The organism is Parasphingorhabdus sp., from assembly GCF_039939955.1.
Taxonomy (GTDB): domain Bacteria; phylum Pseudomonadota; class Alphaproteobacteria; order Sphingomonadales; family Sphingomonadaceae; genus Parasphingorhabdus.
In genome coordinates, this window is the sequence record NZ_JBDVHS010000002.1 from 72700 (window position 1) to 99169 (window position 26470).

Annotated in this window: 28 protein-coding genes; 13 read left to right on the top strand and 15 right to left on the bottom strand. The window is 54.9% G+C overall.

Annotated features, from left to right (window positions below; all coding sequences use genetic code 11):
* Positions 1–9: 9 nt before the first annotated feature.
* From ABJG22_RS00580 to ABJG22_RS00590, 3 genes are all read right to left on the bottom strand, one after another.
* Positions 10–1026, bottom strand: coding sequence for a hypothetical protein (locus ABJG22_RS00580; RefSeq protein ID WP_348018293.1), 1017 nt, complete (start codon positions 1024–1026; stop codon positions 10–12).
* A gap of 3 nt (positions 1027–1029) precedes the next feature.
* Positions 1030–2406, bottom strand: coding sequence for a vanadium-dependent haloperoxidase (locus tag ABJG22_RS00585; protein WP_348018294.1), 1377 nt, complete (start codon positions 2404–2406; stop codon positions 1030–1032).
* 200 nt (positions 2407–2606) lie between these two features.
* Positions 2607–3518, bottom strand: a complete 912-nt coding sequence (locus tag ABJG22_RS00590) for a prephenate dehydratase (protein ID WP_348018770.1) — start codon at positions 3516–3518, stop codon at positions 2607–2609.
* 212 nt (positions 3519–3730) lie between these two features.
* On the opposite strand from ABJG22_RS00590, the gene ABJG22_RS00595 reads away from it, so the two are divergent.
* Positions 3731–4354 carry a cytochrome c family protein gene (locus tag ABJG22_RS00595; protein ID WP_348018295.1) on the top strand — a complete coding sequence of 208 codons (624 nt, stop codon included), beginning with the start codon at positions 3731–3733 and terminating at the stop codon, positions 4352–4354.
* Positions 4355–4373: 19 nt separating this feature from the next.
* Here the strand turns inward: ABJG22_RS00595 and ABJG22_RS00600 are convergent, their stop codons facing one another.
* Both ABJG22_RS00600 and ABJG22_RS00605 read right to left on the bottom strand, forming a co-directional pair.
* A complete protein-coding gene (locus ABJG22_RS00600) occupies positions 4374–5243 on the bottom strand; it encodes a TIGR00730 family Rossman fold protein (protein WP_348018296.1) in 870 nt (289 codons plus the stop codon).
* A 48-nt stretch (positions 5244–5291) separates the two neighbouring features.
* Positions 5292–5975 (bottom strand): extensin family protein, encoded by a 684-nt coding sequence (locus ABJG22_RS00605; protein WP_348018297.1) that lies wholly within the window; start codon positions 5973–5975, stop codon positions 5292–5294.
* A 144-nt stretch (positions 5976–6119) separates the two neighbouring features.
* Here ABJG22_RS00605 and ABJG22_RS00610 point away from each other — a divergent pair, with 144 nt between their 5' ends.
* The 7 genes from ABJG22_RS00610 (at position 6120) to ABJG22_RS00640 (ending at position 13205) form a co-directional block, all read left to right on the top strand.
* Positions 6120–6737, top strand: coding sequence for a ferric reductase-like transmembrane domain-containing protein (locus ABJG22_RS00610; protein ID WP_348018298.1), 618 nt, complete (start codon positions 6120–6122; stop codon positions 6735–6737).
* A gap of 17 nt (positions 6738–6754) precedes the next feature.
* The gene (locus tag ABJG22_RS00615) at positions 6755–7066 is read left to right on the top strand and encodes a PepSY domain-containing protein (protein ID WP_348018299.1); all 312 of its coding nucleotides are present in this window, start codon (positions 6755–6757) and stop codon (positions 7064–7066) included.
* Between the two features lie 115 nt (positions 7067–7181).
* Positions 7182–8354: a phosphoserine transaminase gene (locus ABJG22_RS00620; RefSeq protein ID WP_348018300.1), complete on the top strand. Its 1173-nt coding sequence runs from the start codon at positions 7182–7184 to the stop codon at positions 8352–8354.
* A gap of 111 nt (positions 8355–8465) precedes the next feature.
* Positions 8466–10049, top strand: a complete 1584-nt coding sequence (gene serA, locus ABJG22_RS00625; protein ID WP_348018301.1) for a phosphoglycerate dehydrogenase — start codon at positions 8466–8468, stop codon at positions 10047–10049.
* A 65-nt stretch (positions 10050–10114) separates the two neighbouring features.
* Positions 10115–11230 (top strand): ATP phosphoribosyltransferase regulatory subunit, encoded by a 1116-nt coding sequence (locus tag ABJG22_RS00630; RefSeq protein ID WP_348018302.1) that lies wholly within the window; start codon positions 10115–10117, stop codon positions 11228–11230.
* Positions 11231–11382: 152 nt separating this feature from the next.
* Positions 11383–12672, top strand: a complete 1290-nt coding sequence (locus ABJG22_RS00635) for an adenylosuccinate synthase (protein WP_348018303.1) — start codon at positions 11383–11385, stop codon at positions 12670–12672.
* A gap of 11 nt (positions 12673–12683) precedes the next feature.
* The gene (locus tag ABJG22_RS00640; RefSeq protein ID WP_348018304.1) at positions 12684–13205 is read left to right on the top strand and encodes an AAA family ATPase; all 522 of its coding nucleotides are present in this window, start codon (positions 12684–12686) and stop codon (positions 13203–13205) included.
* On the opposite strand, the gene ABJG22_RS00645 is transcribed toward ABJG22_RS00640, so the two are convergent.
* From ABJG22_RS00645 to ABJG22_RS00680, 8 genes are all read right to left on the bottom strand, one after another.
* The gene (locus ABJG22_RS00645) at positions 13202–14440 is read right to left on the bottom strand and encodes a dicarboxylate/amino acid:cation symporter (protein ID WP_348018305.1); all 1239 of its coding nucleotides are present in this window, start codon (positions 14438–14440) and stop codon (positions 13202–13204) included. The two genes, ABJG22_RS00640 and ABJG22_RS00645, sit on opposite strands and share 4 nt — an antisense overlap.
* A 73-nt stretch (positions 14441–14513) precedes the next feature.
* Positions 14514–16313 (bottom strand): SLC13 family permease, encoded by a 1800-nt coding sequence (locus ABJG22_RS00650; protein WP_348018306.1) that lies wholly within the window; start codon positions 16311–16313, stop codon positions 14514–14516.
* Between the two features lie 3 nt (positions 16314–16316).
* Positions 16317–16898 (bottom strand): hypothetical protein, encoded by a 582-nt coding sequence (locus tag ABJG22_RS00655; protein WP_348018307.1) that lies wholly within the window; start codon positions 16896–16898, stop codon positions 16317–16319.
* Positions 16895–17962, bottom strand: coding sequence for a chorismate synthase (gene aroC, locus ABJG22_RS00660; protein ID WP_348018308.1), 1068 nt, complete (start codon positions 17960–17962; stop codon positions 16895–16897). Before aroC ends, ABJG22_RS00655 begins: the two co-directional genes overlap by 4 nt.
* Before the next feature lie 69 nt (positions 17963–18031).
* The gene (fabI, locus tag ABJG22_RS00665) at positions 18032–18835 is read right to left on the bottom strand and encodes an enoyl-ACP reductase FabI (protein WP_348018309.1); all 804 of its coding nucleotides are present in this window, start codon (positions 18833–18835) and stop codon (positions 18032–18034) included.
* 66 nt (positions 18836–18901) lie between these two features.
* Positions 18902–19837 carry a YihY/virulence factor BrkB family protein gene (locus ABJG22_RS00670; RefSeq protein WP_348018310.1) on the bottom strand — a complete coding sequence of 312 codons (936 nt, stop codon included), beginning with the start codon at positions 19835–19837 and terminating at the stop codon, positions 18902–18904.
* Between the two features lie 18 nt (positions 19838–19855).
* The gene (locus ABJG22_RS00675; RefSeq protein ID WP_348018311.1) at positions 19856–20773 is read right to left on the bottom strand and encodes a DnaJ C-terminal domain-containing protein; all 918 of its coding nucleotides are present in this window, start codon (positions 20771–20773) and stop codon (positions 19856–19858) included.
* A gap of 70 nt (positions 20774–20843) precedes the next feature.
* Positions 20844–21305: an ABA4-like family protein gene (locus ABJG22_RS00680; RefSeq protein WP_348018312.1), complete on the bottom strand. Its 462-nt coding sequence runs from the start codon at positions 21303–21305 to the stop codon at positions 20844–20846.
* Between the two features lie 98 nt (positions 21306–21403).
* Between ABJG22_RS00680 and pdxH the strand changes: the two genes are divergently transcribed.
* Positions 21404–21979, top strand: coding sequence for a pyridoxamine 5'-phosphate oxidase (gene pdxH, locus ABJG22_RS00685; RefSeq protein ID WP_348018313.1), 576 nt, complete (start codon positions 21404–21406; stop codon positions 21977–21979).
* Positions 21976–22770: a PhzF family phenazine biosynthesis protein gene (locus ABJG22_RS00690; RefSeq protein ID WP_348018314.1), complete on the top strand. Its 795-nt coding sequence runs from the start codon at positions 21976–21978 to the stop codon at positions 22768–22770. Before pdxH ends, ABJG22_RS00690 begins: the two co-directional genes overlap by 4 nt.
* A 21-nt stretch (positions 22771–22791) precedes the next feature.
* Here ABJG22_RS00690 and ABJG22_RS00695 read toward each other — a convergent pair whose 3' ends face one another.
* The gene (locus ABJG22_RS00695; protein WP_348018315.1) at positions 22792–23934 is read right to left on the bottom strand and encodes a serine hydrolase; all 1143 of its coding nucleotides are present in this window, start codon (positions 23932–23934) and stop codon (positions 22792–22794) included.
* 29 nt (positions 23935–23963) lie between these two features.
* On the opposite strand from ABJG22_RS00695, the gene ABJG22_RS00700 reads away from it, so the two are divergent.
* A complete protein-coding gene (locus ABJG22_RS00700; RefSeq protein WP_348018316.1) occupies positions 23964–24332 on the top strand; it encodes a hypothetical protein in 369 nt (122 codons plus the stop codon).
* Between the two features lies 1 nt (position 24333).
* Here ABJG22_RS00700 and mnmA read toward each other — a convergent pair whose 3' ends face one another.
* Positions 24334–25467, bottom strand: a complete 1134-nt coding sequence (gene mnmA, locus ABJG22_RS00705) for a tRNA 2-thiouridine(34) synthase MnmA (RefSeq protein ID WP_348018317.1) — start codon at positions 25465–25467, stop codon at positions 24334–24336.
* A 189-nt stretch (positions 25468–25656) separates the two neighbouring features.
* Between mnmA and ABJG22_RS00710 the strand changes: the two genes are divergently transcribed.
* Both ABJG22_RS00710 and ABJG22_RS00715 read left to right on the top strand, forming a co-directional pair.
* Positions 25657–25989 (top strand): hypothetical protein, encoded by a 333-nt coding sequence (locus ABJG22_RS00710; RefSeq protein ID WP_348018318.1) that lies wholly within the window; start codon positions 25657–25659, stop codon positions 25987–25989.
* Between the two features lie 119 nt (positions 25990–26108).
* On the top strand, positions 26109–26408 hold the full coding sequence (locus tag ABJG22_RS00715) for a DUF1153 domain-containing protein (RefSeq protein ID WP_348018319.1): 300 nt from the start codon (positions 26109–26111) through the stop codon (positions 26406–26408).
* Positions 26409–26470 lie beyond the last annotated feature (62 nt).

Sequence of the window (26470 nt, forward strand, 5' to 3'; positions counted from 1 at the left end):
GGCCCAAATCTAGAAACTGTAGCGCACCGACGCCGTCGCGCTGGTTTCGTCTTCATCGATCACCGATATACCGTCGCGTGCAATCTGCGCTTTGCGCGCATTCACGCCAAAATTGGTCGATAGGCCGCGCGCGATATCATAGCGCACGCCAAGCGAAGCGGAGCTTTCAGGCGAACCATCAAGTTCCCCATAGTGACCAGCAGCCGAGAGGCTGAGCACGCCGATTTTCGTTTGCGTGCCGCCGGAAACGAACCATCGATCTAGATTGATCGGTCCCGCCTTCAGATTCTCATAGCCGGCACCAACATCGAACAGGCTGCTGCCGAAAACAAATTCACCGACCGCACCGGCGCCAATCGTATCGAAATTGGTGATACCGTCCGCCGCCCGATAGCGGGCTTTGCTGACCCGCGTAGCGAAACGGTAGTCCTTGTTCCCCATGGGCCGCTGAAACTGGGCGCCCCATTCGAAATGACCATCAGCATCAGCAATAGCCGTCATAGTAACCGGACCAAATCGTCCGCTATAGCCACCGCTCCAACGGTTGATCCGGCCGTAAAAGTCATCAAATGCCAATCCTGCATTGCCGGCACCACGCCGTCGCCGAATGGCCTCTCGCACCAGTCCATCAACATTGCCACCGATCAGACTGCCCCAGCTCGTGCGGATATAAGCGGCGACATTGTCCTGATAGTCATCACCATTCACATCATATTGCCCGAAATAGGAGGCGCCGATATTCCAGCGATTGGCGAGCTGCATTTCGACATTGATATCAAGATTGCTAACCAAGCTGACGTCCACATCACCGTGGAAAATACTGTCATCTACCTTCAATTTCACCGGCACATCGACAACGCCGCCAACCAAGACGGTGGCATCGCCAACTTCAAAGGCCAGAGGCTCTTCAAAGGAGGACAGGCTATCATAGTTGAGGCTGATCTGCGCGTTCGCAGAACCAGCGGTCAGCGCCATTGCCCCCATAGAGACCGGCAGGCCTATTGAACGATAATATTCAAACCGCATGGTTCAGACCTTCACCCGGAAATATTGGGCATGGGCGTGATTGGCGATGGCCTTGCCAGCCTCCATCGCGGCCTGATGATCTTTCAACCAGTGAACGCCGCCATAGATCCGGCTCCAGCCATTTTCCTCTGCCATCCCGCTAAGGCTTGTCCAATGCCGGGTAACATCGCGCAATTGCGGCCACAGCACTTGGTCAGGCGATTGATGCGAGATGCGCACGGTATCGGTCCCCAAAATATTGGCGATCATCGCGGCGCCTGCATTACCAAATGTCGAATGACCGGATGTATAGGCCGGGAATTCTGGCGTCGGAATATAGCTGCGCCATTGTCTGTCTCGCTGAACTCGCGGATCGCGATTGCCAAATTTCGGGGTCCGGTGACGGATGGCAGTCTCCGGACGGATGACATCATGATGATATTTGCTGTCCCAAGCATGGATGGAAGCATCGCATTGGGTCATCCCCATCAACGCCATGGCCCGCGCCCATTCAATGAAAGACAGATTGCGGTTCTGCAGCACCTGTATCGCAATGAGCATGAAATGCCCTGGCGGGGTAATTCCCCAAGGACCATCTTCCCAAAACAGCGCAATTTCGCTCTGATCCGCGGTGCGCTCGCGACTATCGGCGCCACCCAAAATACGAACCTGATCAAACTCCCCGGCGAATTCCGGACTGTCTGGATCATGAAACGGGGCCGCTCTAAAATTTTCAACACTGCCCATGGTCCACGGTTTAATCTGCCCATGGCCGGGGAAAAGCGGACGGGAAAAGCTATCAAAGGCCGGACCTGGCTTGGCACTGTAGAGCGGACCGGTAGGCGTCCATTGCAGCGCATCATGGCGCCGCTGATAGCGGTTGAGATAATAGTTGACCTTGCTCGGCTGTGAACCGTCGCGGGTCCGCATTTTGACAATTTTCAGACCAACCTGACGCCCCCATGCGGCACCAAGAGATTTGGCTTCACTCTCGGGAATCCCATTGGCAAAATCCATCCGCTCGCCGACAAATGGCTGCTGGAACACCTCGGAAGCTGCAGTAGCAAAAGCCACGCCATAAGCCATTGCGGGATCAGCGCCGAGAGGAGCGGTGCCAATGTCAAAAGGGTCTTCATAGGTCTGCAAGATACTGTTCGCGGCCAGAAACCCGGCAACGGTCGGCATCGCCAGATTATAGGCGGCGCGGGGCGGTGGTACCCGCTGATCCCGTATCTGCTGGAGTATGATGTCACACCAATGGGTGACGACATTGTGATATTGAGGCCGCAATATTGGCGTCAAATAAGATGTCGATGTACCAAAGCGGCCCGTGCAGCCCGCCAATCCTGCGACGCCTGCAACTCCGGCACTTGCCATGAAGTGACGACGTGAAAAGATCATTGCTCTCCCCTTGAACAACTGCGTCGCCATGCTGATCAAATCAAGCGACAAACCTGCGGCTCGGCATAGTGGTAAACCAACAATAAATTGTTAATAGCGGCCAATATCCCGAAGTGACGAGAACAGCCTAAAGCGGGAGGAATCCGGTGTTCCGGTCCTGTTTATGGAACCGGTCATATTGGTCAGGGATGTAACAGTCGCTAGGCGCGACGCGAAGGGCCTACCGTCCTCGGACGCGCCTGCTTATAGGTTCCCAATATCCGCACACTATTACAGTGGAAACTCAACTCTTCCATCGCACGATCCACTGCCGGATCACCGGGAGCACCCTCTATATCGGCAAAAAATTCGGTCGCCGAGAAACTGCTGCCCTGCTGGTAACTTTCCAGCTTGGTCATATTGACGCCATTGGTGGCAAATCCGCCCATCGCTTTATAGAGCGCGGCGGGGATATTTTTGACCTCGAAAACAAAGGTCGTCATCACCGGACCGTTGGACTCCGGTTTCGCCGATTCAGGCGCCAGTATGACAAAGCGCGTGATATTATCGGGAGAATCTTCAATCGCATCGGCCAGCGGTTGCAGACCATAAATTTGCGCGGCCAGCCGTGGGGCGATGGCAGCAGCATGGGCATCATCCGCATGCGCTACAAAAGCCGCTGCCGCAGCGGTATCCGCATAAGCCACCGGAATGATTCCGCGTTCACGCAGATAATGGCGGCACTGACCAAGGGCCTGCGGATGGCTCATCGCCGTTTTGACCTCGGCATCGGACGATTGCGCCATCAGGCAATGTTTTATCTGCATGAAATATTCGTCAACGATATGCAGTCCCGATTCGGGGAGTAGAAAATGAATGTCGGCAACCCGGCCATGTAGTGAATTTTCAATCGGTATGATGGCGCATCCCGCCGTACCCTGCTTCACCGCATCAATAGCATCCTCGAAGGAAAAGCACGGAACCGGAAGACCTTCCGGGGCATAGTCGAGCGCTGCGAGATGTGAATTGGCACCCGGCGCCCCTTGAAACGCGATCGCCTGTTCCGGCATTTCAGCGGCTTTTTCGGTCATTTTTATGACCATACCCAGTGCGTTTTGCGGAAAGCTGTCCATCATGCCCCTCTTTTGTCGGGTTGCGATAGTCGAACGGAACGGGACGGGGCAAGAAAGAAGTGGCATGCGCGCATAGCCGCACTGCATTTTCTATTCACAATTGCATCTTCTGCGGCAATTGAGGCCTTGCGTTGGCCCGTCGCTCTCTTTACAGACAGCACAAATTTGGCCGGCCAACAGCCGCCGCTCACTCAGGGGTTTTGAGAGACAATATGAGCAACAACAATACCATCGCAGGCTGGGTACTGGCTGGCGGCATCGCAGCACTGGGCCTATCCATTGTCAGCGGAAAATATTTTCATGCTGGTAAGCACGAACGGCCGGAAGTCATGGGCTACGTGATTGAAGGCGTAGAAGCCGCTGGTAGCGGTGCCGACGCAGGCCCATCGATCGAAACATTGCTGCAAACAGCCGACGCTGGCGCTGGCGCAAAAGTATTTGCCAAATGTGCAGCCTGCCACACGATTGACCAGGGCGGTGCCAGTGGCATCGGACCGAACTTGTGGAACACAATGGGCAAGCCGCACGGCCATGTCGCGGGCTTCGCCTATAGCGATGCTTTGGCAAGCGTTGAAGGCAATTGGGACTGGACAGCCATGGACGCTTGGCTGACGTCGCCCCGTAGATATGCCAATGGTACCAAAATGACCTTCGCTGGTCTCGGCAAAGCCGAAGACCGCGCCAATCTCATGGTCTATATGAATGCGCAGGGTTCAAACCTGCCGCTCCCGGCTGCTCCGGTTGTCGAAGAAGTTGCGGATGCAGCGGCTGAAGCAGGCGCTGCGGAAGAAGCGCAGGAAGCAGTTGAAGCAGACGCAGCGGCGGCTGAAGAATAAGTCCGCCGCCTAGATTGCCTTAGTCGCAATCCAGCTGGTAAAATTGCTTGATAACATCCCAGGCTTCATCTGCTGTTTCGACAAATTGAAACAGCTCTAGATCGTCGCGACTGATCGTACCTTCTTCGGCCAGTGCGTCGAAATTGATCACCCGATTCCAAAAGGCCTTGCCGAAGAGCAATATCGGAAGTTTTTCCATCTTACCGGTCTGCACGAGCGTGACCAGCTCCAGAAATTCGTCCAGCGTTCCGAAACCGCCGGGGAAGACCGCGACCGCTCTTGCCCGCAGAAGAAAATGCATTTTCCGCAGCGCAAAATAATGGAACTGGAAACTCAACGACGGCGTAACATATTCATTGGGTGCCTGTTCGTGCGGCAGAACGATATTCAATCCGATTGATTCCTGGCCCACATCGGCGGCGCCACGATTCGCCGCTTCCATGATAGAAGGCCCGCCACCGGAGCAGACCACAAAATCGCGTTTCCCGTCTTCCGAAATTCCACATGCGCTGGCTAGCCGTGCCAGATTGCGGGCTTCATCATAATATTTGGCTTTTTCTTTCAACCGCTGGGCAATTTTGAGAGACTCTTCGTCAGTCGCTGCCTCGATCAGTTCATCCGCCTTGGCGGGTTCCGGAATCCGTGCCGAACCATACATCACGATCGTTGACCCAATATTGGCCTCATCGAGCAGCATTTCAGGTTTCAGCAGTTCAAGCTGGAAGCGGACGGGGCGCAATTCTTCGCGCAGCAAGAAGTCGGTATCCTGAAAAGCTAACCGATAGGCAGGATCACGGGTCTGCGCCGTTTCCAAATGCGCCTTTTCGGCGAACTCGGCTTCTTCTTTTGCGTGGTAAAAGCGGCGGTCATGGAGATCTTTATTGGTCATAGCATCACACTAAAGCAAAGTTTTGTGACTGACCAGTGACCATCTGCCTTATCGGCAATAGCCGTTTCCGCTCATATCGAGATGAAAGTGATCGCGATGGGCCGCATTGTAATTTGGGCTAAGAACGGTACCGAAGCGTTTGCAGGCACTATCGTGGATAGCCGCCAAAAACTGCCTTTCCTGACGACCGCCTTTCCAGTCATGCGCAACCGTAATCCGGCGACCATCGGTGAGCACAAAAGCGGCCACATCAATCGCATTGGCGTGCGCATGTTGCGATAATTTACCTGATCCGGCAATATTGCGGCAACTGTAGCTGCCCATGGTTTCAATACGCTTGAGATCGCTGCCCAGATATTTGCGTGCCGCGCGTTTCACGGCATATTCCGTCCAAGCGGCAAATTTGCTGGCAAGTTCGCATTTGACCGGACCCAAATTGGTCACGTCAGCGCCGACATCGAGCAATTTGATACTGTCAATCTGGCTACACCCGCCGCTGAACCGGCGGTTGGGCAAGGGCGAAAAACGGACATTGGCTCTACCAAGATCGGTATAACACTGGCGCGCCGAAGGCGTAGGATTGAAAGATCCGAGGCCTGCAGACGCCTGAGGCCGCTGCGATCCACCGCCGTTACCGGAAGGCACAGCACCACAAGCGCTCAGCAGCAGTGAAGCCAAACCCAAAAATCCGATGGTCCGCTTAGGGCGTCCAATATGCAATTTCTTTTCCATGGCGAAACCAATGGCAGAAGATGGTTAAATCTAGGCTGAAGCTCATGGTTAATAAAACCCTACCAACCCTGCCGAACGCCATCAGCGACAAATTGATACAAGTTTACACTGGACCCGAGCCGCCTCAAAATCCAAACAGCCCCCATGTCCATTTTGCGCAAATTGAATAGCCTGCCTGTCTTGTGGATTCTGCTGGCTATACCGGCCCTTCTCATGATCCGGGGATATTGGGTCGGCGATATTATTGCCATGGACATGCTGCATCCAACCGGTGAGTTGTCCGCCCGGTTCATGATCATCGCCTTGATGACAACACCATTTTCGGTGATTTTCGGAAAACGTCCATGGGTCGATTGGTTTATGAAACGCCGCCGCAGCTTTGGGCTTGCAGCTTTCGGCTATGCCGTGCTGCATCTGATTTTCTACATCATCGATATGGAAGCTCTGAAACCAATTTTAGCTGAGTTTTGGGCACCCGGCATCTGGACAGGTTGGGCTGCGCTGTTCCTTTTCGTGCCGCTGGCCATCACCAGCAACAACGCATCCATGCGTCGCCTGAAGCAGGGGTGGAAGCGATTGCAGCGACTGGTCTATATTGCGGCGATCTTAACGCTGGCCCATTGGTTGTTGATACATGACGGCGTGGGCGGGGCTCTGGCCCACTTTATTCCACTCGCACTGTTGGAAATAGCCCGATTCGCGATTATATTTAGAAAAAGAAACGACGACGTTAAGCAGCACGAAACGCTGCGAACCGAATAAACTTGGAGATAATGACAATGAAATATTCTGTGATTGCCGCTGGAGCTGCTGCTGTTCTTGCCACTGCTGGCCTGTCCTCTCCGGCCCTCGCAACCGGCAAAATGACCTGTGAAGCTGGACCAGAATCCGGCTGGAAAACGCGCGCCGAATTGGAAGCCAGCTTGGTCGAGCAAGGCTGGAAAGTGAAAAAGTCCAAGGTCGATGGCGGCTGCTATGAAGTTTATGGCACCACACCTGAAGGCGACCGGGTCGAAGCCTATTTTCACCCAGTTTCGTTAGAAAAACTGCTGGTTTCGCGCCGCGGCAAGATACTGTTCCGAAAGCAATAATCGGTTTCATCAGCAACCAAGATCACGCTTGACATGCTGCGCCGCACAAGACAAAGCGGCGTCGGGCCACGCGGTCCCAACGCCGCGCGAGCTCTCTGTAAGGAGAAGCGTTAAAATGACTGATACGACTGTACCGACGCCTGAGTTGCGTCCTGACTGCCCGAATTTTTCTTCGGGTCCGACCGCCAAATTTCCTGGTTGGTCTCTCGACAAAATCAACACCATCGCCATGGGCCGTTCGCACCGGTCGGCCACCGGCAAAGGCCGGTTGAAATATGCCATCGACCTCAGCCGTGAATTGCTTGGTATTCCCGACGATTATCTGATCGGCATCGTGCCGGCATCCGATACCGGCGCCGTCGAACTGGCGATGTGGAATATGCTGGGCGCACGACCGGTGACCGTTGCGGCTTGGGAAAGCTTTGGCAACGTCTGGATCCAAGATGCGGTCAAACAATTGAAACCAGCCGGCTTGACTGTGCTGGAAGCCGATTATGGCGAAATTCCAGACCTGACCGGAATCGACAAGGGTGATGACGTTGTCTTCACCTGGAACGGCACCACTTCGGGCGCGAAAATTGCCAACACCGACTGGATTGCCGATGATCGCGAAGGCGTGACCATCAACGATGCCACCAGCGCCGTATTTGCTCAGCCAATGGACTGGTCCAAGCTCGATGCCACGACATTCAGCTGGCAGAAGGTCATGGGTTCGGAAGCCGGTCACGGCATGCTGATCCTCAGCCCACGCGCCGTCGAACGTATCGAAAGCTACACGCCATCATGGCCACTGCCAAAAATCTTCCGCGTGAAAAAGGGCGACAAGCTCAACCGCGCGATCTTTGAAGGCGCGACAATCAACACGCCGTCGATGCTGGCAACCGAAGATTATATTGCGTCGCTCGAATGGGCGAAATCCATCGGCGGCTTGCCCGAATTGCATGCTCGTGCTGATCGCAACGCGAAAATCGTCCATGACTGGATCGAATCCACCCCGTGGATGCGGAATATGGTTGGCAATCCCGACCAGTGGACCAACACTGGTGTCTGCATGGTGTTTCAAGGCGACTGGTATGATGGCCTGAGCGATGACGCCAAAGCTGCTGTACCAAAGAAGATTGCCGGCATGCTCGATGAAATGGGCATCGGATATGACTTCAACGGGTATCGCGATGCGCCGCCAAGCCTGCGTATCTGGTGTGGCTCGACGGTCGAGGCAGAAGATGTCCGCCGTCTGCTGCCCTGGATCGAATGGGCCTTTGCGCAAGTGAAAGCCGAACTTTCCTAATTTTATATATCGCCCCGGCTGCGGCCGGGGCCCAATGACTGTCCCAAATCTCAGGACATTCATTTGGATGCCAGCAATAGCTGACATGACATTCCGAAAAGGATTCCCAACATGCCAAAAGTATTAATTTCCGACAAAATGGACCCAAAAGCCGCCGAAATCTTCCGGGAACGCGGATGCGAAGTAGACGAAATCACCGGACAGAGCCCCGAAGAACTGCTGAAGATCATCGGTGAATATGATGGCCTCGCCATTCGCTCTTCGACGACGGTCACACCCGAAATATTGGCCGCAGCGACCAATTTGAAAGTGGTCGGCCGCGCCGGTATCGGCGTCGACAATGTCGATATCCCTGCCGCTTCTGCCAAGGGTGTCGTGGTCATGAACACGCCATTTGGTAACAGCATCACCACGGCGGAACACGCGATCGCAATGATGTTTGCCCTCGCCCGCCAACTGCCCTCCGCCGACGCCTCTACACAGGCTGGCAAATGGGAAAAGTCGAAATTCATGGGCGTGGAGCTGACCAGCAAGACGCTCGGCTTGATCGGTGCGGGTAACATCGGTTCGATCGTTGCGGAACGCGCCATCGGCCTGCGGATGAAAGTTGTGGCTTATGATCCGTTCCTGACCGAAGAACGTGCCGTAGAAATTGGTATTGAGAAAGTGACGCTGGACGAGTTGCTCGCCCGTGCTGATTTTATCACCATGCACACGCCGCTAACCGATCAAACGCGCAATATCTTGTCCGCCGAAGCACTAGCGAAGACGAAGCCTGGTGTGCGGATTATCAATTGCGCGCGTGGTGGCTTGATCGACGAAGCGGCTTTGAAAGAAGCCCTCGAATCGGGTCAGGTCGCTGGCGCCGCTCTCGACGTATATGCACAAGAGCCTGCCAAAGAAAATGCGCTGTTCGGTACGCCCAATCTCATCTGTACGCCGCATCTCGGGGCATCGACCAGCGAAGCACAGGTCAATGTCGCAATCCAGGTGGCAGAGCAAATGGCGGACTATCTCGTCAATGGCGGCGTCACCAATGCGCTGAATATGCCGAGCCTGTCTGCGGAGCAGGCACCCAAGCTCAAGCCCTATATGGCGCTTGCTACCCAATTGGGTTCGCTCGTCGGCCAGCTCGCAGCCGACCAGATCAAAGGCGTTTCGGTTGAAGTCGAAGGCGCCGCAGCGGAGCTGGACCAGAAGCCCATTACCGCAGCGGTCCTGGCCGGGTTGATGCGCGCCTATAGCGACACGGTGAACATGGTCAACGCGCCCTATCTGGCGAAAGAACGCGGCCTTGATGTCCGCGAAATCCGTCATGAGCGTGAGGGTGACTATCACACATTGATCCGCGTTTCTGTGACCACCGACGAAGGCGAGAAATCGGTTGCGGGCACCTTGTTCGGGTCTTCCGGGCCACGGCTGGTCGAGATGTTCGGCATCAAGGTAGAAGCCGATATGGAAGGCGATATGCTCTATATCGTCAACCGTGACCAACCCGGCTTCATCGGTAGCGTTGGCTCCACCCTTGGTACCGCCGGCGTCAATATCGGTACGTTCCATCTGGGCCGCCGTAGCGATTCACCGGGCGGCGAAGCCGTTCTACTTCTCTCGATCGATTCACCGGTAGAAGAGCCTGTGCTTTGGTCCGTTTGTCAGCTGGAAGGCGTCAAAACGGTCAAGGCGCTGAGCTTTTAATCTGCTGGGTCGAAACTCAAGAAAAATGATGGCCTGAGCCTTTGCTTGGGCTATGGAGCAAGTCCATGCAAAAGCCATCTAATCTCTTGCCGGAAGGATTCCACGACGCGCTGCCGCCTTTTGCCGAGGCGGCGTCGCGACTGGAGCGCGACGTGCTCGATACGCTCGCCAGCCATGGCTATGCCCGGGTGACACCGCCACTGGCGGAATATGAAGACGGCCTGACCCAAAGAATGCAGGGCGCATCAAGAAGCGACCTGATGCGCTTTGTCGATCCGATTTCCCAGCGCACATTGGCGCTGCGGCCGGATATGACCATGCAAATTGGCCGGATTGCGACAACAAGCCTGGCCGATCAGCCGCGCCCGCTTCGACTGAGCTATTCGGGACAGGTTTTGAAACTGCGCTCGGGACAATTGCAGCCAGAGCGCAGTCGTCTACAAATCGGCGCAGAATTGATCGGGAGCGACAGCGTCATCGCCGCCAGCGAGATTGTCTCGGTTGCGATTGAGGCACTCGAACGCGCGGGTGTTTCTGGAATCACCGTGGATTTCACCCTGCCCGACCTGATCGACATATTGGCCGCAGGGCCGTTGCCGTTGAACGAAGCCCAGATTGCCGAAGTGCGCAGCGAGTTGGACATGAAAGATGCCGGCGGCCTGAACGCCATGGGCGCGACCGGCTATTTGCCGCTGATCGAGGCAACCGGCCCGTTTGATGACGCGATGGCGCGGTTGCGTGCATTTGATAGCGGCGGCCTGCTTGATTCACGACTGGATGGCGTGTCCCAGATTGCCGAAAGCATCAAAGGAAAAGCGAGCCTGACCCTGGATCCGACCGAGCGGCACGGGTTTGAATATCAAAACTGGTTCGGCTTCACCCTTTACGCCGATACATTTATCGGCGCGCTCGGACGCGGTGGTAGTTATGAAATCGTCCACCCGGATGGAAGGTCCGAAGCCGCGGTGGGCTTCTCGCTCTATCCCAATCCGCTGATCGACGCAGGCTTTGGAGCGAAAGACAAAGACCAGGTTTTCCTGCCCTTTGGTCATGATAGCGAGGTCGCGGCAAAGCTGCGCAATGAGGGTTGGCGGACCGTTGCTGCGCTATCGGATACGGACGACGCCAAGACATTGGGCTGCACATATATTCTGACTGGCGAAGAGATTCAGAAACTTTGATCTTCGTGAAAGCCATGTGGCTTGACGCACCTATTTTGAGTCGGTAACGACCGCTGCGCACAAGGGCTGTCAAAGCCCTTAGTTCCATCCGTACGTCGAGTCCTGTCGAAGGACGTTTCGGATCCACTCTGGCAGGGTGGAAAGGTATATCCATGGCAAATGTAACGGTAATCGGCGCGCAATGGGGCGATGAAGGCAAAGGCAAGATAGTCGACTGGCTATCCGAACGCGCCGATGTTGTTGTCCGATTTCAGGGTGGCCATAATGCGGGCCATACGCTGGTTGTCGACGGTGCCGTCTACAAGCTTTCCTTGCTCCCATCCGGCATTGTCCGAGGTGCGCTATCGATCATCGGCAATGGCGTGGTACTCGACCCTTGGCATCTGCGTGACGAGATTGAGAAACTGACCGGACAGGGTGTGGCCATCAACACTGATAATTTCGGCATTGCCGAAACCTGCCCGCTAATCCTGCCGATCCACCGCGACCTTGATGCCATGCGCGAGGACGCCAGCGGCAAAGGTAAGATTGGTACAACCCGGCGCGGCATTGGCCCTGCCTATGAGGACAAGGTCGGACGCCGGGCGATCCGGGTTTGCGATCTGGCCCATCTCGACGATCTGGGGCCACAACTAGACCGGCTGTGCGCGCATCATGACGCGCTGCGCGCCGGCTTTAGCGAACCGCCTGTCGACCGCGAACGCCTGCTCAATGACCTGAAAGAAATTGCCGATAGCGTCCTGCAATATGCGCAGCCGGTTTGGAAACGCCTCAACGAAGCGCGCCGCGACGGCAAGCGCATCCTGTTTGAAGGCGCACAGGGCGTGTTGCTGGATGTCGATCACGGGACCTATCCGTTTGTGACCAGTTCCAACACGATTTCCGGCACCGCTGCGGGCGGCTCTGGCATCGGGCCATCGGGCACCGGCTATGTGCTCGGGATTACCAAGGCTTACACAACGCGCGTTGGCTCGGGCCCATTCCCGACAGAGCTGGACGATGATATCGGCCAACGGCTGGGCGAACGCGGGCATGAATTTGGTACCAACACCGGCCGGCAGCGGCGCTGTGGCTGGTTTGATGCAGTGCTCGTCCGCCAAGCCCTCGCGGTTTCGGGCGTCCACGGCATTGCCCTGACCAAATTGGATGTGCTCGACGGGTTCGAGCAATTGAAAATCTGCGTTGGCTATAAGCTCAATGGTACGACCTATGATTATTTGCCGCCCCATCATCAGGATCAATCGGCCGTCGAACCCGTTTACGAAACGATGGACGGGTGGAGCGAATCCACCGCCGGTGCCCGTAGTTGGGCAGACCTGCCAGCTCAAGCGATCAAATATATCAAACGGGTCGAAGAATTGATCCAATGCCCAGTGGCTTTGGTGTCAACGTCGCCGGAGCGCGAAGATACGATATTGGTGACCGATCCGTTTGCCGATTAGTTTTTTCCACTATGGTCAATGCGATGGAGCCTGGTAAAGTTATAGTGCTGAACGGAACTTCCAGTTCCGGGAAATCCACACTGGCTCGGTCACTTCAACGAGCTTTGGACGATATTTACCTGCATTGCTCTCTGGATATGTTTTGGCACATGACGCCAGAATCTGTACCCGCAAATTCGATAAACTTTCCGAAATTGAAATTGGCCTTGGGCCATTCCGTAAGCGCCTTGGCAACGACCGGTCACAATGTGATCGTCGATATCGTCCATAGCGGACTGCAATCTCATCAGGAACTTTCTGCCGCACTAGATGGAATCGAAACTCTGACAGTCAAAGTCGATTGTAGCCTAAAAGAACTGGAAATCCGCGAATTGGAACGCGGCGACCGCAGACTAGGCTTGGCCAAATCTCAATATGATGCAGTGCATCAGGGAATAGCCTATGATTTGGAGATCGACACGTCTCAGCTAACTCCCGCAGAATGCGTAAGCACCATTATTCAGAAACTTGAAACGGTAAATCCGACAAATTAAACATCGTCCGCCGAGATCATTTCGGCGCGGTCGATCTCATCGGTCATTGATGCCACCGTCACCGCTACCGCAGCATCGCCCGAGACATTGGTGGTCGTGCGCATCATATCCATGATCCGGTCGACACCAGCGACAAAGGCGATGGTTTCCAAGGGAACGCCTACGCTACCAAACACCAATGCCATCATGATCAAGCCCGCACCGGGAATACCCGCCGCGCCGATCGCACCCAATGTCGAAGTGATCGAGATCAGCACATAATCGCCGAATGTCAGGTCGACACCAAATATCTGCGCGCCAAACAAAGTAGCGAGACCGAGATACATGGCCGTGCCGTTCATATTGATCGTCGCGCCCAAGGACACGACGAAACTTGCCACCGAATTGCTGACGCCGAGGTTCCGCTCCACACAGCGGAGGGTCACCGGCAGAGTCGCATTGGACGAAGCGGTCGAATAGCTGACCGCTATCGCGTCGATAATCCCGCGGAAGAAATCCACCACAGGCAGCTTCGCGATAAATTTGATCAGTCCGGAATAGATGATCCCGATAATCAGCAAGCAACCTAGATAGTTTAGCCCGACCAACTGTGCCAACGAAATCAGAGCATCTGTACCCAGCGTGCCGGCAACCCACGCCATCAGCGCGAACACGCCAAATGGAGTCAGTTCCATCACAATCATCGTGACTTTTTGCATCACGATAGCGCCGCTATCGAAAATCTTGGCGAGCGGCTTACCATCTTCTTTGGCCATCAAGATGCCAATGCCGATCAACAGCGCGAAGACAATTAGCGGCAACACGCGAACATCTGCCATCACCTGAACCGGACTGTCCGGAACAATCGACAGGATCATATCAATCGCACTGGTATCATTGGGCACCGGCGTTTCACCCTTTTGGATCGCGTCAGTGTTCACGCCTTTTCCGGGCTGAAAAAACGTGCCGAGGGCTAATCCCAGCCAAGCGGCAATCTGACCGGTGATGACAAAAAGAACCATCGCCCGTCCGCCAACACTGCCCAGTTTCTTCAGATCACCAAGCGCGGCCACACCTGCGACCAGCGAGAAGAAGATCAGCGGCACGACCAGCATCTTGATCGACTTGATGAAGAAATCACCGATCCATTTGATGGTTTCGGATTCAGGGCCCCATATCAGGCCGGTGATGACACCGAGAATCAGGGCCGCGATCACCCGCTGCCAAAGCGGAATCTTGAACCAAAATGCCATCATGTTATTTCCCCCGATAATTCTTATGCCCATGCCTATCGTGAGCAACTGGACGCGGCAAGCCTTTAGGGTTTCCCTACATCCAGAAGCTAATCGCGAGACAGGTCGATAGTCCGACCCCAAAGGTCAGCGGAATGCCGGCCTTGAAGAAATCGGTGAAGCGATAATTGCCCGCTGCATAGACCAACGTGTTGGTTTGATAGCCGATCGGAGTGGCAAAGCTGGCGGAAGCGGCAAACATAACCGCGATGACCAAAGGTCGCGGATCGACGCCCAGATCAGTGCCGAGTGCGATCGCGATGGGCGTGATGATGATCGCCACGGCGTTGTTGGTCACAATTTCCGTCATAATCACCGACAAGACATAGATTGCGAAGACCAATCCCCAAGGCGGTATATCACGCAAATAGGGCGTTAGTTCGGAAACCAGCAAGTCGACACTACCAGCCTGCTGGAGGCCAAGACCCACCGCAAGCATGCCGAATATCAAGACCAAGACATTGCCGTCGATGGACCCCCAAGCTTCTTCCGCATCAATACAGCGGGCCAGCAAAATGGCGCCGACGGCTAGAATAGCGGCAACAGCCAACGGGATGATATTAAGCGCCGCCAGCAGCACCACCGCAACCAGTGCGCCAATGGCAATCGGCGCGCGATCCCGGCGAAAGGCGCGGATTTTCGTCTGCCCGACGCCCAGTAGATTGGGGTTTTGATACATGCGATGGATATCTTCGCTGGAGCCGGTCACCAACAACCGGTCAGCCGCATGAATGCGCGCATTGGTCAGATCAGAACGCGGCAGATTGCGATAGCGGGTCATGCCCAATATCCGCACGTCCAGCTGGGACAGGAAGGGAATATCATATAGCCTGTTACCGATGCTGGGGTGACTTGGCGCGACCGTGGCCTCCACCAGCTCTTCGCCCAACGGGCCGGCATCGCCTTTTCGCACGATACCAATTTTGAAATCTTCGGATTGTCGCAGGGAAATCAATTCTGCCAGATCCAGTTGCACGACAATTCGGTCGCCAGCTCGCAATTCATGAAAATCAAGATCATGGCGAATATAGCTGCTCAACCGTTTGACCGCCGTGACCTGCAGACCAGCCCGATTCAATTCCGGCACAGCGGAGAGTTTCTTATCAATCACCGAAGCTCTGCGGCGGACCGTCAGCTCGGTGAGAAAGTCACTTTCGTCACTGCTGTCAAACTGACCTTCGACCTGTCCGCCGGGCAGCAGCCAGCTGCTGAACAAAACCATCATGATCGTTCCCGCTACCGCGGCAATCAAACCATAGGGTGTGATTTCAAAAATCCCGAAACCGGCCAGCCCCTGTTCCCGAGCGACCGAATCCACGATCAAGTTGGTCGAGGTACCGATCAATGTGGTTGTTCCGCCCAAGATACAGATGAAACTCAGCGGGATCAGCAATTTCTTGGACGAAAAGCCGGTCGCCCGCGACAGACGCAGGATGATCGGTATCAAGACCAGCACAACCGGCGTGTTGTTCATGAAGGCGGACGCAACAAAAGCGCCCAGGAACATTTCCGCGACGGCCAATTTAGGACGGCGCTTGGCCCGCTTGATGATGAAGCCCGCGACCGCATCAATCGTCCCGGTTCGCAGCAAGGCTCCCGATAGAATGAACATGGCCGCAATGGTGATCGGCGCTGTGTTGGAGAAGACCGAAAACAAACCATCGGAATCGATGATCCCGAGGAACAGGAACATACAGGCCCCAAGCACGGCAACCACCGCTGCGGGAAAACGCTCCATGATGAAACCGGCGAACAGAAAGCCCAAGATGACAAGGCCGATGATCGCCTTATGCTCTTGAATATATTCGTCAATGATATGAAGGATCAGATCAAGCATGGATCATGCACAGCCTTCAATAAAGCGAACATAGTCCGCCAAGCCTGCTCGAAAATCAGTGATATGTTGGACTTGGGTCTTTGCGTCGACCACGTTACCGGTCATATCTTTGGCCGATGTTTCAAAGATCATGGCATATTGGCCGTCGCTCGACGTCAGTGTCAGATAGGACCCCGCATCATCGAGATAGGGATGCCGCGATATCTGCAACCAATCCCCATAGATGGCTTTCACGTCGGTTTGCGACATGCCGATTTTTGCACCAGACAGGCTTTGCCAATTCTCCGCTGCGCTGCGGAAACCGATATCAATACGCACCACTTGATTGTCGCTCATCATCACCGCGACGCCCGGAAAGCTTAGCGAACTATCGAGATAGTGACAGGCAACAAACTCAGGATCGCCAATTTTTTCCCATGGGCCGCTGCTGGTGAGACGAAACCCCAATGCCTTGACCTGATCGGATGTCATGCCGATTTGGATGTCGCCAAGGCCAGCGAATGTCAGTCGGGGTCGTTCCTGTGTATTGGCCCCGAGCAAAAGAAGGAGCAGCGGAGCAACGCAAAATGAAAACGCTCTGCTCATCCGCATTGCGCCCGGTGTAGCAATTTCTGATCAGCGAGCACCAGGGCCATCATCGCTTCGACCACCGGAACACCGCGAATCCCGACACAGGGATCATGACGGCCTTTGGTCGATATTTCGGTCGCTTCCCCTTCGGGACTGATGGTTGGCACCGGCGTCAAAATAGAACTGGTCGGTTTGAACGCCACGCGGCAGAAAATCGGCTGGCCGGTGGATATACCGCCTGCCGTTCCGCCCGCATGATTGGACAAGAAACGTGCCCCTTCATTACCGGGGCGCATGGCATCGGCATTTTCTTCGCCGCGCAGGCGTGCAGCGGCAAAGCCGTCACCGATTTCAACGCCTTTCGTGGCATTGATGGTCATCATCGCCGCAGCCAGTTCGCTATCCAGCTTTGCATAGATGGGGGCGCCCCAACCCGCCGGCACGCCGGTCGCTTCGCAAGCAATGATCGCGCCGAGGCTGCTGCCATCTTTGCGCGCGCCATCAACCAGCGCTTCCCAGCGCTTGGCCGCGACCGCATCGGGGCAGAAAAACGGATTATTACCTATTTCACCGGCATCGAAATTCGCCATATCAATCGCGTCGCCGCCAATTTCGGCAACCCATGCCCGAACGGACACCTCGGGAATGGCCAGCCGTGCAACCGCACCCGCGGCCACACGTGCCGCAGTTTCGCGCGCACTGGACCGTCCACCACCGCGATAGTCGCGAAAACCATATTTCTGGTCATAGGCATAGTCGGCATGGCCCGGGCGATAGGCTTTGGCGACTTCGCTATAATCCTTCGACCGCTGATCGACATTCTCGATCATCAGCGAAATCGGCGTACCGGTGGTTTTTCCTTCGAAAACGCCCGAGAGAATTTTGACCTGATCCGGTTCCTGGCGCTGGGTCGTATATTTCGACTGGCCGGGCCGCCGCGCATCGAGAAACGGCTGGATATCCGCTTCGCTTAACGCCAGTCCGGGAGGGCAGCCGTCAACCACCGCGCCCAGCGCAGGTCCGTGGCTTTCTCCCCAGGTGGAAAAGCGAAAGGCATGGCCAAAGGTGTTAAAACTCAAAACTCGCTCTCCGCATTCATAACTATAATATTGTGCCCGGAAGGATCATTGACGAAAAACCGGGAATGATCAATCCAGCGCTATATCGGGCGCATCTTCCTGCTTCATGCCGACGGTATGATAGCCGGCATCAACATGATGGGTTTCACCGGTGACGCCAGAGGAAAGATCGGACAGAAAATAGAGCGCCGAACCACCAACGTCATCAATCGTCACATTGCGACGAAGCGGCGCATTATATTCATTCCATTTCAGAATATAACGGAAGTCGCCGATACCGGAGGCTGCCAATGTTTTGATCGGTCCAGCGGAAATGGCGTTCACTCTTATGCCATCGGGGCCAACATCATTGGCCAGATATTTGACCGACGTTTCAAGCGCCGCTTTGGCGACACCCATAACATTATAATGAGGAATGACCTTCTCGGCGCCATAATAAGACAGGGTGAGCATCGATCCACCTTCGCTCATCAAGGCAGCAGCGCGTTTGGCCACAGCGGTGAAGCTGTAGACGCTGATGTTCATGGTCATCAGAAAATCGTCCAGGGTCACATCGAAATATTTGCCGCGCAGCGCTTCTTTGTTGGTGTAGCCAATTGCGTGAACGACAAAATCCAACTTGCCCCAGCGTTTTTCAATCTCGGCAAAGGTCGCGTCGAGTTGATCCATATCACTGACGTCGCAATCCAAAAGAAAATCGCAACCCAATTGCTCAGCAAGCGGCTTCACCCGTTTGGCCATTACCTCGCCTTGATAGCTGATCGCCAGTTCGGCACCATCAGCTGCCAGACGTTGAGCGACACCCCAAGCCAATGACTTGTTGTTGGCAAGCCCCATGATCAAGCCGCGCTTGCCCTTCATTAACTCACTCATCGTTGATGTCTCCTGCAATCAAATCAATATCGCCAATAAACGGTATCTAGGTGATTTTCCAGCGGATCATTCGCTAAGTTCGTTTCGAGAAGGCCCTTCGGCCAGAGCCGCGTTAATCTCCGCACCAATCACCATGCCGAGTCCGATCAGATAGAAGAAAATAAGCGTGATGATAACCCCGGCGAGGCTGCCATAGGTCAGTTGATAATTTGCGGCATATTTGAGAAAAATCGGCAGCAATCCGGTAATCAACAACCACCAGCCACTGATGAACACAGCGCCTGGCCATTTGGGATATTGACGAGACCGATATTGCCGCGGGGTCAGCAGGCGAAACAACAGGTAGAGCGTTAGAAACAGAATGAAAAATGGGATTGCGTTGGAAAGCGAGACCCAGAGTGCATCGCTCTCGAACACCGGAAAATATGTGCCCAGAAATTCGCTGATTCCGGCCACCACAAATTGTGCGCTCAGCGCCAGCATGGCAAAGAATACCGAGAAGAGAATGAGCATGATCGACGTCAGACGATATTCCCAAAATGCGCGTTGAGCCTGAACGCCATATGCCCGATGCAGAATCTCCCGGATCGTCTCGATCAAGCTCGTTGTCGTCCAAAGACCAACAACCGCACTGAACCAGAGCAACGGACCGGTCCGCGCCGTCATCGCATCACGAATGGGGTCATGCAGCGCGCCGGCGACCGAAGGCGGCACGGTCACCAAGAAAGCCTCGACAATATCCGTGCCGACGGCCGTCTGGCCAAAGCCACCAACAATGGCGGCGGCGACTATGAAGAAGGAAAATACCGCGAGGAGCGACAGATAGGCGAAATTTCCGGCAAAAGTGAAACCGTCATAATAGACGCCAACCGCAGTGCGCTCGACGATGGTGAACAACCGACGAACCGCGCCTTTGTCCGTTAGATTTTTACCAGCACCGGCAGACGACACCCCTGAATCGCCCTGCACTTGGCGCCGGGCTTCAGGAGAGAGGTCAGACATAGAGGTTCCGGGTCAAGCCTACACACCCATGTTGAGGCGGGGATTGTCTTCGGGATCCCAGTCTTTCACAAATTCCGTAAGCTTTTCGTCCTTTTCCGGCAGGGTGATCATCAGCGTGACCAGTTGATTACCCCGAACACCGGACTTGCTATGAAAGCCCTTGTTTTTCAACCGCAACGTCGTTCCCGAGTCCGATCCGGCGGGAACGGACAGCATCACCGGTCCATCCACTGTGGGGACCTTGATCTTCGCGCCTTCGACAGCCTCTTTCAGACTGATCGGCAGTTCCAGCGTGATATTATTGCCATCGCGTTCGTAAAAGGGATGGGCATTGATATGGATGGTGACGATCGCATCACCATCGCCACCCGGTCCCGAACGGCCTTTGCCGCTGAGGCGCATTTGGGTGCCCTCTTCGACGCCTTTGGGAAGGCTGAGATCGATAGTCTTACCATCTTCCAGAGTAATGCGCTGTTTCTGCAAAGTAGCGGCGGCTATGAATTCGACTTTCAATCGATAGGTTACATTGGCGCCCTTGGGCGGTGGTGCGCTGCGCTGGCGGCCACCGAAAGGAGAGCCACCTCCTCCGCCACCGCCAAAAAGTCCTTCAAAAATGTCACCAAAATCCGCACCGGCGTTACCGAAATCATGCTGCTGACCCGCCGGGCCGCGTTGATATCCACCGCCGCCGCCAAAGCCAAAGGGTCCGGTAGGATTGCCTTCCGCATCAATCTCGCCGCGATCAAATTGCGCGCGCTTGTCCTTGTCCAACAACAGATCATAGGCCCGAGTGACGTCGGAGAAGCGCTCCGTCGCCTTCGGATTATCTTTGTTCTTGTCGGGATGCAGTTCCTTGGCGAGCTTGCGATAGGCGCTCTTGATCTCTTTCTCGCTCGCGCCCTTGGCAACACCCAATGCTTGATAGGGATCCTTCATTCTTTGCCCTTTTTCAAATCCTTACCATGCATAGATTGGAATTTTCTGCAGATTTTCAATCTCTACTGTCTTATTCGGGTATAACGGCATCTGCAACCTTGTTATGCCGCGTGAAACGCAAAAACAGGTAAACAACAAGCCCCAACGGTCCCAGCATCAAAACCAACAGCAAGACCGGTATCTGCAGCCAACGCGCGAACCCGTATTTATCCGCATTGCGGGCAACCCAAATACCAACGAACAGATCAAAGGCCAGATAATGAATCCAGCCGATGGTTGCGCCACCGGGGCTTGATAGGGTTTGCTGGACGCCGGCAAGGCTCGAAAAATCCATTGCCGCACCCGCTCCGCTATCGACCAGTCCAGCCATTAATGGGATCATAAGCACCGCATAGCTTGCAACGAGCAGGCCAACCCCGCCATAGAATAAGCCAGTCATGATGGGCGTCGCGCGCGGCGCCAATAGCAGAATGATCCACATCACTATCGCGTAGATATTGGTAACGGTAAAAATCAGGTCCCAGTTCATCATACCCCCCTTTTCTTTTGCTTTTAGCAGAAATCTGAACCTTGTCGCCGGGCAATTTATTGTTTGTTTGCCGCCCGCTTCACCGCTGGTAAAGAGGGACTATGACCGACCCATTTTCCTTATTCGACAGCTGGTTCACCGAAGCGCGGACTACCGAGCTCAATGATAGCAATGCCATGACTCTCGCGACCGCCAATGCCGAGGGGCAGCCTTCGGCGCGCATGGTCTTGTTGAAGGGCCATGGGCCGGAAGGCTTTATCTTCTATACCAACCAACAGAGCCGCAAGGCGGGCGATATCTTGGCGAACCCAAAGGCCGCGATCTTGTTTCACTGGAAAAGCAAACGCCGTCAGATCCGGATTGAAGGCCAGCTTTCAACCGTTGAGGAGGCCAAGGCAGACGCCTATTTTGCTTCTCGCAGCCGGGATTCACAGCTTGGTGCCTGGGCATCCGATCAATCACAGCCGCTTGCCGACCGCGCCACCTTCATCTCTCGGTTCGAGGAAATGAAGCAGCGGTTTGATGGCCAGGATGTCCCGCGTCCGCCGCATTGGTCAGGCTATTGCCTAACCCCGGATTGCTTTGAATTCTGGCAAGACGGCGCGCACCGGCTGCACGAACGACGCACATTTACCCGTAACAATGATGAATGGACGGAAGGACTGCTCTACCCATGACAAATCTACCTTATTATCATGTCGATGCTTTTGCAGACCGCCCTTTCACCGGCAATCAGGCAGCAGTGATGCCGCTGGATAGCTGGCTAGATGATTCCATTCTGCAGGCAATTGGCGAGGAAAATAACTTTGCCGAGACCGCCTTTTATCTTCCCGATGAAAGCGGCGACGCGGACTATGAACTGCGCTGGTTCACCCCGACGGTCGAAATCGCTCTGTGCGGGCATGCGACACTAGCGAGCGGGCATATCATATTGTCGCAGGCCCCAGAACGGCAGCAGGTAACTTTCCGGACCCGAAAAGCGGGCATTTTGACCGTCATGCGTGACGGAGAGGGCTATGCATTGGACCTCCCGGCCTACGCGCCCGCACCAAAAGCGATGCCCGAAATTGTGGCCTTGATTGGTGGCAGTCCGACCGAAACCCAATTTCACGAAGGGCGCTACAATGTGCTTCGCTATGAAAATACCGACGATGTTTTGGCGCTCAAGCCAGATATGAAGGCGCTTGCTGCGCGCGGCAATGAGCAGATTATCTGTACCGCACCCGGGAAAGATACCGATGTTCTGAGTCGCGTATTCGTGCCCGGTGCCGGGGTCGATGAGGATAGCGTCACGGGATCGGCGCATGCAGTACTCACCCCCTTCTGGGCCAAGCAATTGGGCCGCGACAGCTTTACCGCCTATCAAGCAAGCCAACGCGGGGGTTATGTCAATTGCCGGTTAGACGGCGAGCGGGCCTGGCTGGGCGGGCGATGCGTTACCGTCGTCGAAGGCACGTTCAACCTATAGCTTCACAATGGTCGGCGGGATTCAGCTTCCAATCGGAAACAACGCCATGATCCGGCCAATCTGTGCGCTCATCGGTGCAAGCACATCATCCTGTGTCTTGCCAAGCCGCACCACCGTCAGCTTTTGTTCGGGCGAGACCACAATCTGTTGTCCCAAATGGCCCAACGCCGCGAATATCGTTTCTGGACCATTGTCGGGGAACAAGACCTGATTGCGGCCTTCGGGCCGCTTTTTGTTCAACCAGAGGTGCCCGCCATAGGCCGGATCATTATCCGACGATGTTTTCATGAACCGCACCCAGCTCACCGGCAAATGCTGCGCACCTTTGCGCGCGCCATTGTGACGCAGAAACTCTCCGAATTTGCCATAATCACGCGCCGTCGCCTGGATGATACTGCCGCCCAGAAATGTACCATTGGGGTCGAATTCCGGGTAGGTAGCGTCCATTCCCAAAGGCTCGAGCAGCCGTCCACGGATGAACCGCGACGTCACGTCTCGACGCACTTCCGGATCACTATTGTTGGTCAGCGTTCGCGTGATAATGTCGGAAAGAATGATGCTGGTCGCGGTGCTATATTCAAATTTCTCACCCGGATTGGCCTCCATCGGACGCGCTTCGGCATAGGCCGCCGTATCTTGGGCACCATCCAGAAACAGCATCCGGTTGGTATCCGCTTCGAAGAGGGTTTTGCCGTCCGGCTCACCCACTTCACTGTGATCAAGACCGGATGACATGTGAAGCAAATGCCGAAGGGTGATACCCCCGCGTGGATCACCGGGCCTTTGCCACGCCGGCACAGGGGCGGGATCATCGAGCACCAGCCGGCCATCAGCCACCAAAAACCCGATCAATGCCCCAATGAAGCTTTTCGCCATCGACCAGCTGATGAACCGCGTGTCCTCATCATAGCCTTCGCTATAGCGTTCGGCGATAATTTCCCCTCGGTACATGACCAGAAAAGCCCGCGTCTCGGACATTGCCGGATCTTCAAACAGCGGCGCAATGGCGGCATCCAGACGGGCCTTGGCGATGGGGCTATCATCCGCAATATAGGCCAGTTCCTCGGCCGTTTTCTGCGGTGTTCCTTCGGACTCGTTCGTCGCTTCACAGCCGGAAAGAACAAGTGCGAAAGCCGATATCAATGCGAGTTTGGTCTTGTGCATAAGGCAACGTTGCACCAATAGAAGCCACCATGGCAACTGGAAAAGGCACAACTAGCGTTCCGTGGACCAGGAAACGGGCTGCCCTATATATTGGGGCGCTCTTCCTGCTCATTCTCATCGCAATATTCACCTATAACTTCAGCTTCATCAAAGGGCAGTTGAATGTCGGTACGGCTTATGGTGCCCGGGTCGCCTGCTCGTGTCACTATATCGGTGGACGCGATATCGAAGATTGCCGCAAGGATTTTGAACCGGGCATGGAGTTGATCGGCCTATCGATCGATGACACTCGCAAAAGGGTGACGGCTTCGGCACTGCTGATGGAGTCGGCAACAGCCGAATTTCGTGAAGGCTGGGGCTGTGTGATACTGACCGACGCGCAGCGGAACGCGGACTAGGCTAGACTTCGGCGCCGGCGAGCCATTGCTGTTCAACCGCAGCGGTGCGTTCGATCCAACCGCCACCCAAAACCCGTTCTTTGTGATAGAATACCGCCGCCTGGCCGGGAGCCACACCAAATTCCGGGTTATGAAATTTCAGTTCTTTTCCTTCCAGCCGGGCAAGGGTTGGTTTTGACATAGAGCGAACCTTCACCTCAACCGCGCCAGCATAATCACCGCCGATCCAGTTGATATCCCGCAAAGTGGCCGACGCAACTGCCAAGGCAGATTTCGGACCAACGACAACGCGTTTCGCATCGGGTTCTAGCCGAATCACATAGAGCGGTTCTGCCTGACCACCAATTTCGAGCCCTTTGCGCTGTCCCACCGTATAATGGATCAGACCTTTATGCCGGCCCATTATTCTGCCGTCGATGTGGACAATCTCACCATCATCATCGGCTTCCGGCCGCAATTTGCGCACGACACTGGCATAATCGCCATTGGGCACGAAACAGATATCCTGACTATCGGGCTTAAAGGCGACCGCCAGCCCCATGTCTTCCGCAATTTCACGCACCTGTGTCTTGGGCATATCGCCCAACGGGAAGCGCAAATAGTCTAGCTGATCTTGGGTTGTTGCAAATAGAAAATAGCTCTGATCACGGGCTGGATCGAGAGCGCGATGCAATTCTGCGCCATCTGGACCAGCGGCACGGCGCACATAATGACCGGTGGCGAGACAGTCAGCGCCCAGCTCCCGGGACAGTTGCAACAGGTCAGTGAATTTCACCCCCATATTGCATTGCACGCAAGGAATCGGCGTTCTGCCCGCCATATATTCATCGGCGAAAACATCCATGACCGAATCCTTGAACCGGCTGGCGTGATCAAAAACATAATGTGCGATGCCTAGACGGTCGGCCACCGCGCGCGCATCGCGGATATCCTGTCCCGCACAACAGCTGCCGACACGGCCCACAGCTTCGCCATGATCGTAGAGTTGCAAGGTAATGCCGATGGTTTCTGCACCGGTTCGCGCCGCGAGCGCGGCCACAACACTCGAATCCACGCCACCGGACATAGCCACGACGATTCGTTTGCCTGTCAGGTCATCGCCCAGCTGGAAATTTCCGTTAATTCTATCCGTCATAATAATTCTACGCCCTAGAGAAATCCCATCGCTTGCGCCAGTGCAGCGAACATTTCTTCTTTTCAGAGCCAATATGGTCCATTTTGATACGAAATGCGGCGATACAAGAAACGGTTGCTTAACAAATCCTAAGTTTTTGTGAACGCCACTTTCACACTCGCTTATACCTTCGCTGCTAGAACAGCGTCTATGGAAATGAACTTTCCCCATACAGGCCTCGAATGGGCTGAGCTGAATGAAGGCAATGACCTGTCCGCACAACTGGCGGATCAACAGGCTTTATTCGCTCGTGCCATCGCCCGTCAGGCCGCCAGTCAATCTGCGCAGATTTTTGTCGCAGCTAGACAGGGCCTACTCGGTACCAAACCGGTAGCGCGTAGCTCTTTTATGGAAGATAGAATGGCTTTTTTTGCCGGAAAGGAACGATCAAACATGACTGGGCGCAAAACACGGACATTGTTTAAAACCGGTTGTTTCCGGCCGGATATAGCAGGCCAAAATATAGACGGAATATATGGATAATCCAATTTATGAACACTGCGTTTACCTTAGCAATTTAGCTAATCGAAAAGCTCTGACTGTACGAAGACAACACGTAACAAAAACAGGGCCAAACGCCGAAAGACACAATTGAGGGTAGTATGATTGAGAACCAAAAAATAAAACCAGCGCAAGTTGTCGGCCCATTGGGTGAACCGCTGACCATTAATGATTTGCCGAAACCCGGAACTACGCGCTGGGTGGTCCGTCGCAAAGCGGAAGTCGTTGCAGCTGTTAACGGCGGCCTGCTGACCGTTGATGAAGTTTGTGACCGCTATGATCTGTCGCTAGAAGAATTTGCCTCTTGGCAACGGGCCGTTGACCGGTCCGGCATGCCAGGCCTGCGTGTGACCCGTATCCAGCATTATCGCGACTTATATGAGCGTCAGCAAAAATATTGATCGCGATTTATCATAATGTAAAATCCTATCCAAGCCGCCGGGCACGTCCGGCGGCTTTTTTT

Excerpts from the sequence above, each read along its gene's own strand:
- ABJG22_RS00580 (WP_348018293.1), bottom strand. The coding sequence starts at position 1,026 with ATGCGGTTTGAATATTATCGTTCAATAGGCCTGCCGGTCTCTATGGGG.
- ABJG22_RS00585 (WP_348018294.1), bottom strand. The coding sequence starts at position 2,406 with ATGATCTTTTCACGTCGTCACTTCATGGCAAGTGCCGGAGTTGCAGGC.
- ABJG22_RS00590 (WP_348018770.1), bottom strand. The coding sequence starts at position 3,518 with ATGGACAGCTTTCCGCAAAACGCACTGGGTATGGTCATAAAAATGACC.
- ABJG22_RS00595 (WP_348018295.1), top strand. The coding sequence starts at position 3,731 with ATGAGCAACAACAATACCATCGCAGGCTGGGTACTGGCTGGCGGCATC.
- ABJG22_RS00600 (WP_348018296.1), bottom strand. The coding sequence starts at position 5,243 with ATGACCAATAAAGATCTCCATGACCGCCGCTTTTACCACGCAAAAGAA.
- ABJG22_RS00605 (WP_348018297.1), bottom strand. The coding sequence starts at position 5,975 with ATGGAAAAGAAATTGCATATTGGACGCCCTAAGCGGACCATCGGATTT.
- ABJG22_RS00610 (WP_348018298.1), top strand. The coding sequence starts at position 6,120 with ATGTCCATTTTGCGCAAATTGAATAGCCTGCCTGTCTTGTGGATTCTG.
- ABJG22_RS00615 (WP_348018299.1), top strand. The coding sequence starts at position 6,755 with ATGAAATATTCTGTGATTGCCGCTGGAGCTGCTGCTGTTCTTGCCACT.
- ABJG22_RS00620 (WP_348018300.1), top strand. The coding sequence starts at position 7,182 with ATGACTGATACGACTGTACCGACGCCTGAGTTGCGTCCTGACTGCCCG.
- serA (WP_348018301.1), top strand. The coding sequence starts at position 8,466 with ATGCCAAAAGTATTAATTTCCGACAAAATGGACCCAAAAGCCGCCGAA.
- ABJG22_RS00630 (WP_348018302.1), top strand. The coding sequence starts at position 10,115 with ATGCAAAAGCCATCTAATCTCTTGCCGGAAGGATTCCACGACGCGCTG.
- ABJG22_RS00635 (WP_348018303.1), top strand. The coding sequence starts at position 11,383 with ATGGCAAATGTAACGGTAATCGGCGCGCAATGGGGCGATGAAGGCAAA.
- ABJG22_RS00640 (WP_348018304.1), top strand. The coding sequence starts at position 12,684 with ATGGTCAATGCGATGGAGCCTGGTAAAGTTATAGTGCTGAACGGAACT.
- ABJG22_RS00645 (WP_348018305.1), bottom strand. The coding sequence starts at position 14,440 with ATGATGGCATTTTGGTTCAAGATTCCGCTTTGGCAGCGGGTGATCGCG.
- ABJG22_RS00650 (WP_348018306.1), bottom strand. The coding sequence starts at position 16,313 with ATGCTTGATCTGATCCTTCATATCATTGACGAATATATTCAAGAGCAT.
- ABJG22_RS00655 (WP_348018307.1), bottom strand. The coding sequence starts at position 16,898 with ATGAGCAGAGCGTTTTCATTTTGCGTTGCTCCGCTGCTCCTTCTTTTG.
- fabI (WP_348018309.1), bottom strand. The coding sequence starts at position 18,835 with ATGAGTGAGTTAATGAAGGGCAAGCGCGGCTTGATCATGGGGCTTGCC.
- ABJG22_RS00670 (WP_348018310.1), bottom strand. The coding sequence starts at position 19,837 with ATGTCTGACCTCTCTCCTGAAGCCCGGCGCCAAGTGCAGGGCGATTCA.
- ABJG22_RS00675 (WP_348018311.1), bottom strand. The coding sequence starts at position 20,773 with ATGAAGGATCCCTATCAAGCATTGGGTGTTGCCAAGGGCGCGAGCGAG.
- ABJG22_RS00680 (WP_348018312.1), bottom strand. The coding sequence starts at position 21,305 with ATGATGAACTGGGACCTGATTTTTACCGTTACCAATATCTACGCGATA.
- pdxH (WP_348018313.1), top strand. The coding sequence starts at position 21,404 with ATGACCGACCCATTTTCCTTATTCGACAGCTGGTTCACCGAAGCGCGG.
- ABJG22_RS00690 (WP_348018314.1), top strand. The coding sequence starts at position 21,976 with ATGACAAATCTACCTTATTATCATGTCGATGCTTTTGCAGACCGCCCT.
- ABJG22_RS00695 (WP_348018315.1), bottom strand. The coding sequence starts at position 23,934 with ATGCACAAGACCAAACTCGCATTGATATCGGCTTTCGCACTTGTTCTT.
- ABJG22_RS00700 (WP_348018316.1), top strand. The coding sequence starts at position 23,964 with ATGGCAACTGGAAAAGGCACAACTAGCGTTCCGTGGACCAGGAAACGG.
- mnmA (WP_348018317.1), bottom strand. The coding sequence starts at position 25,467 with ATGACGGATAGAATTAACGGAAATTTCCAGCTGGGCGATGACCTGACA.
- ABJG22_RS00710 (WP_348018318.1), top strand. The coding sequence starts at position 25,657 with ATGGAAATGAACTTTCCCCATACAGGCCTCGAATGGGCTGAGCTGAAT.
- ABJG22_RS00715 (WP_348018319.1), top strand. The coding sequence starts at position 26,109 with ATGATTGAGAACCAAAAAATAAAACCAGCGCAAGTTGTCGGCCCATTG.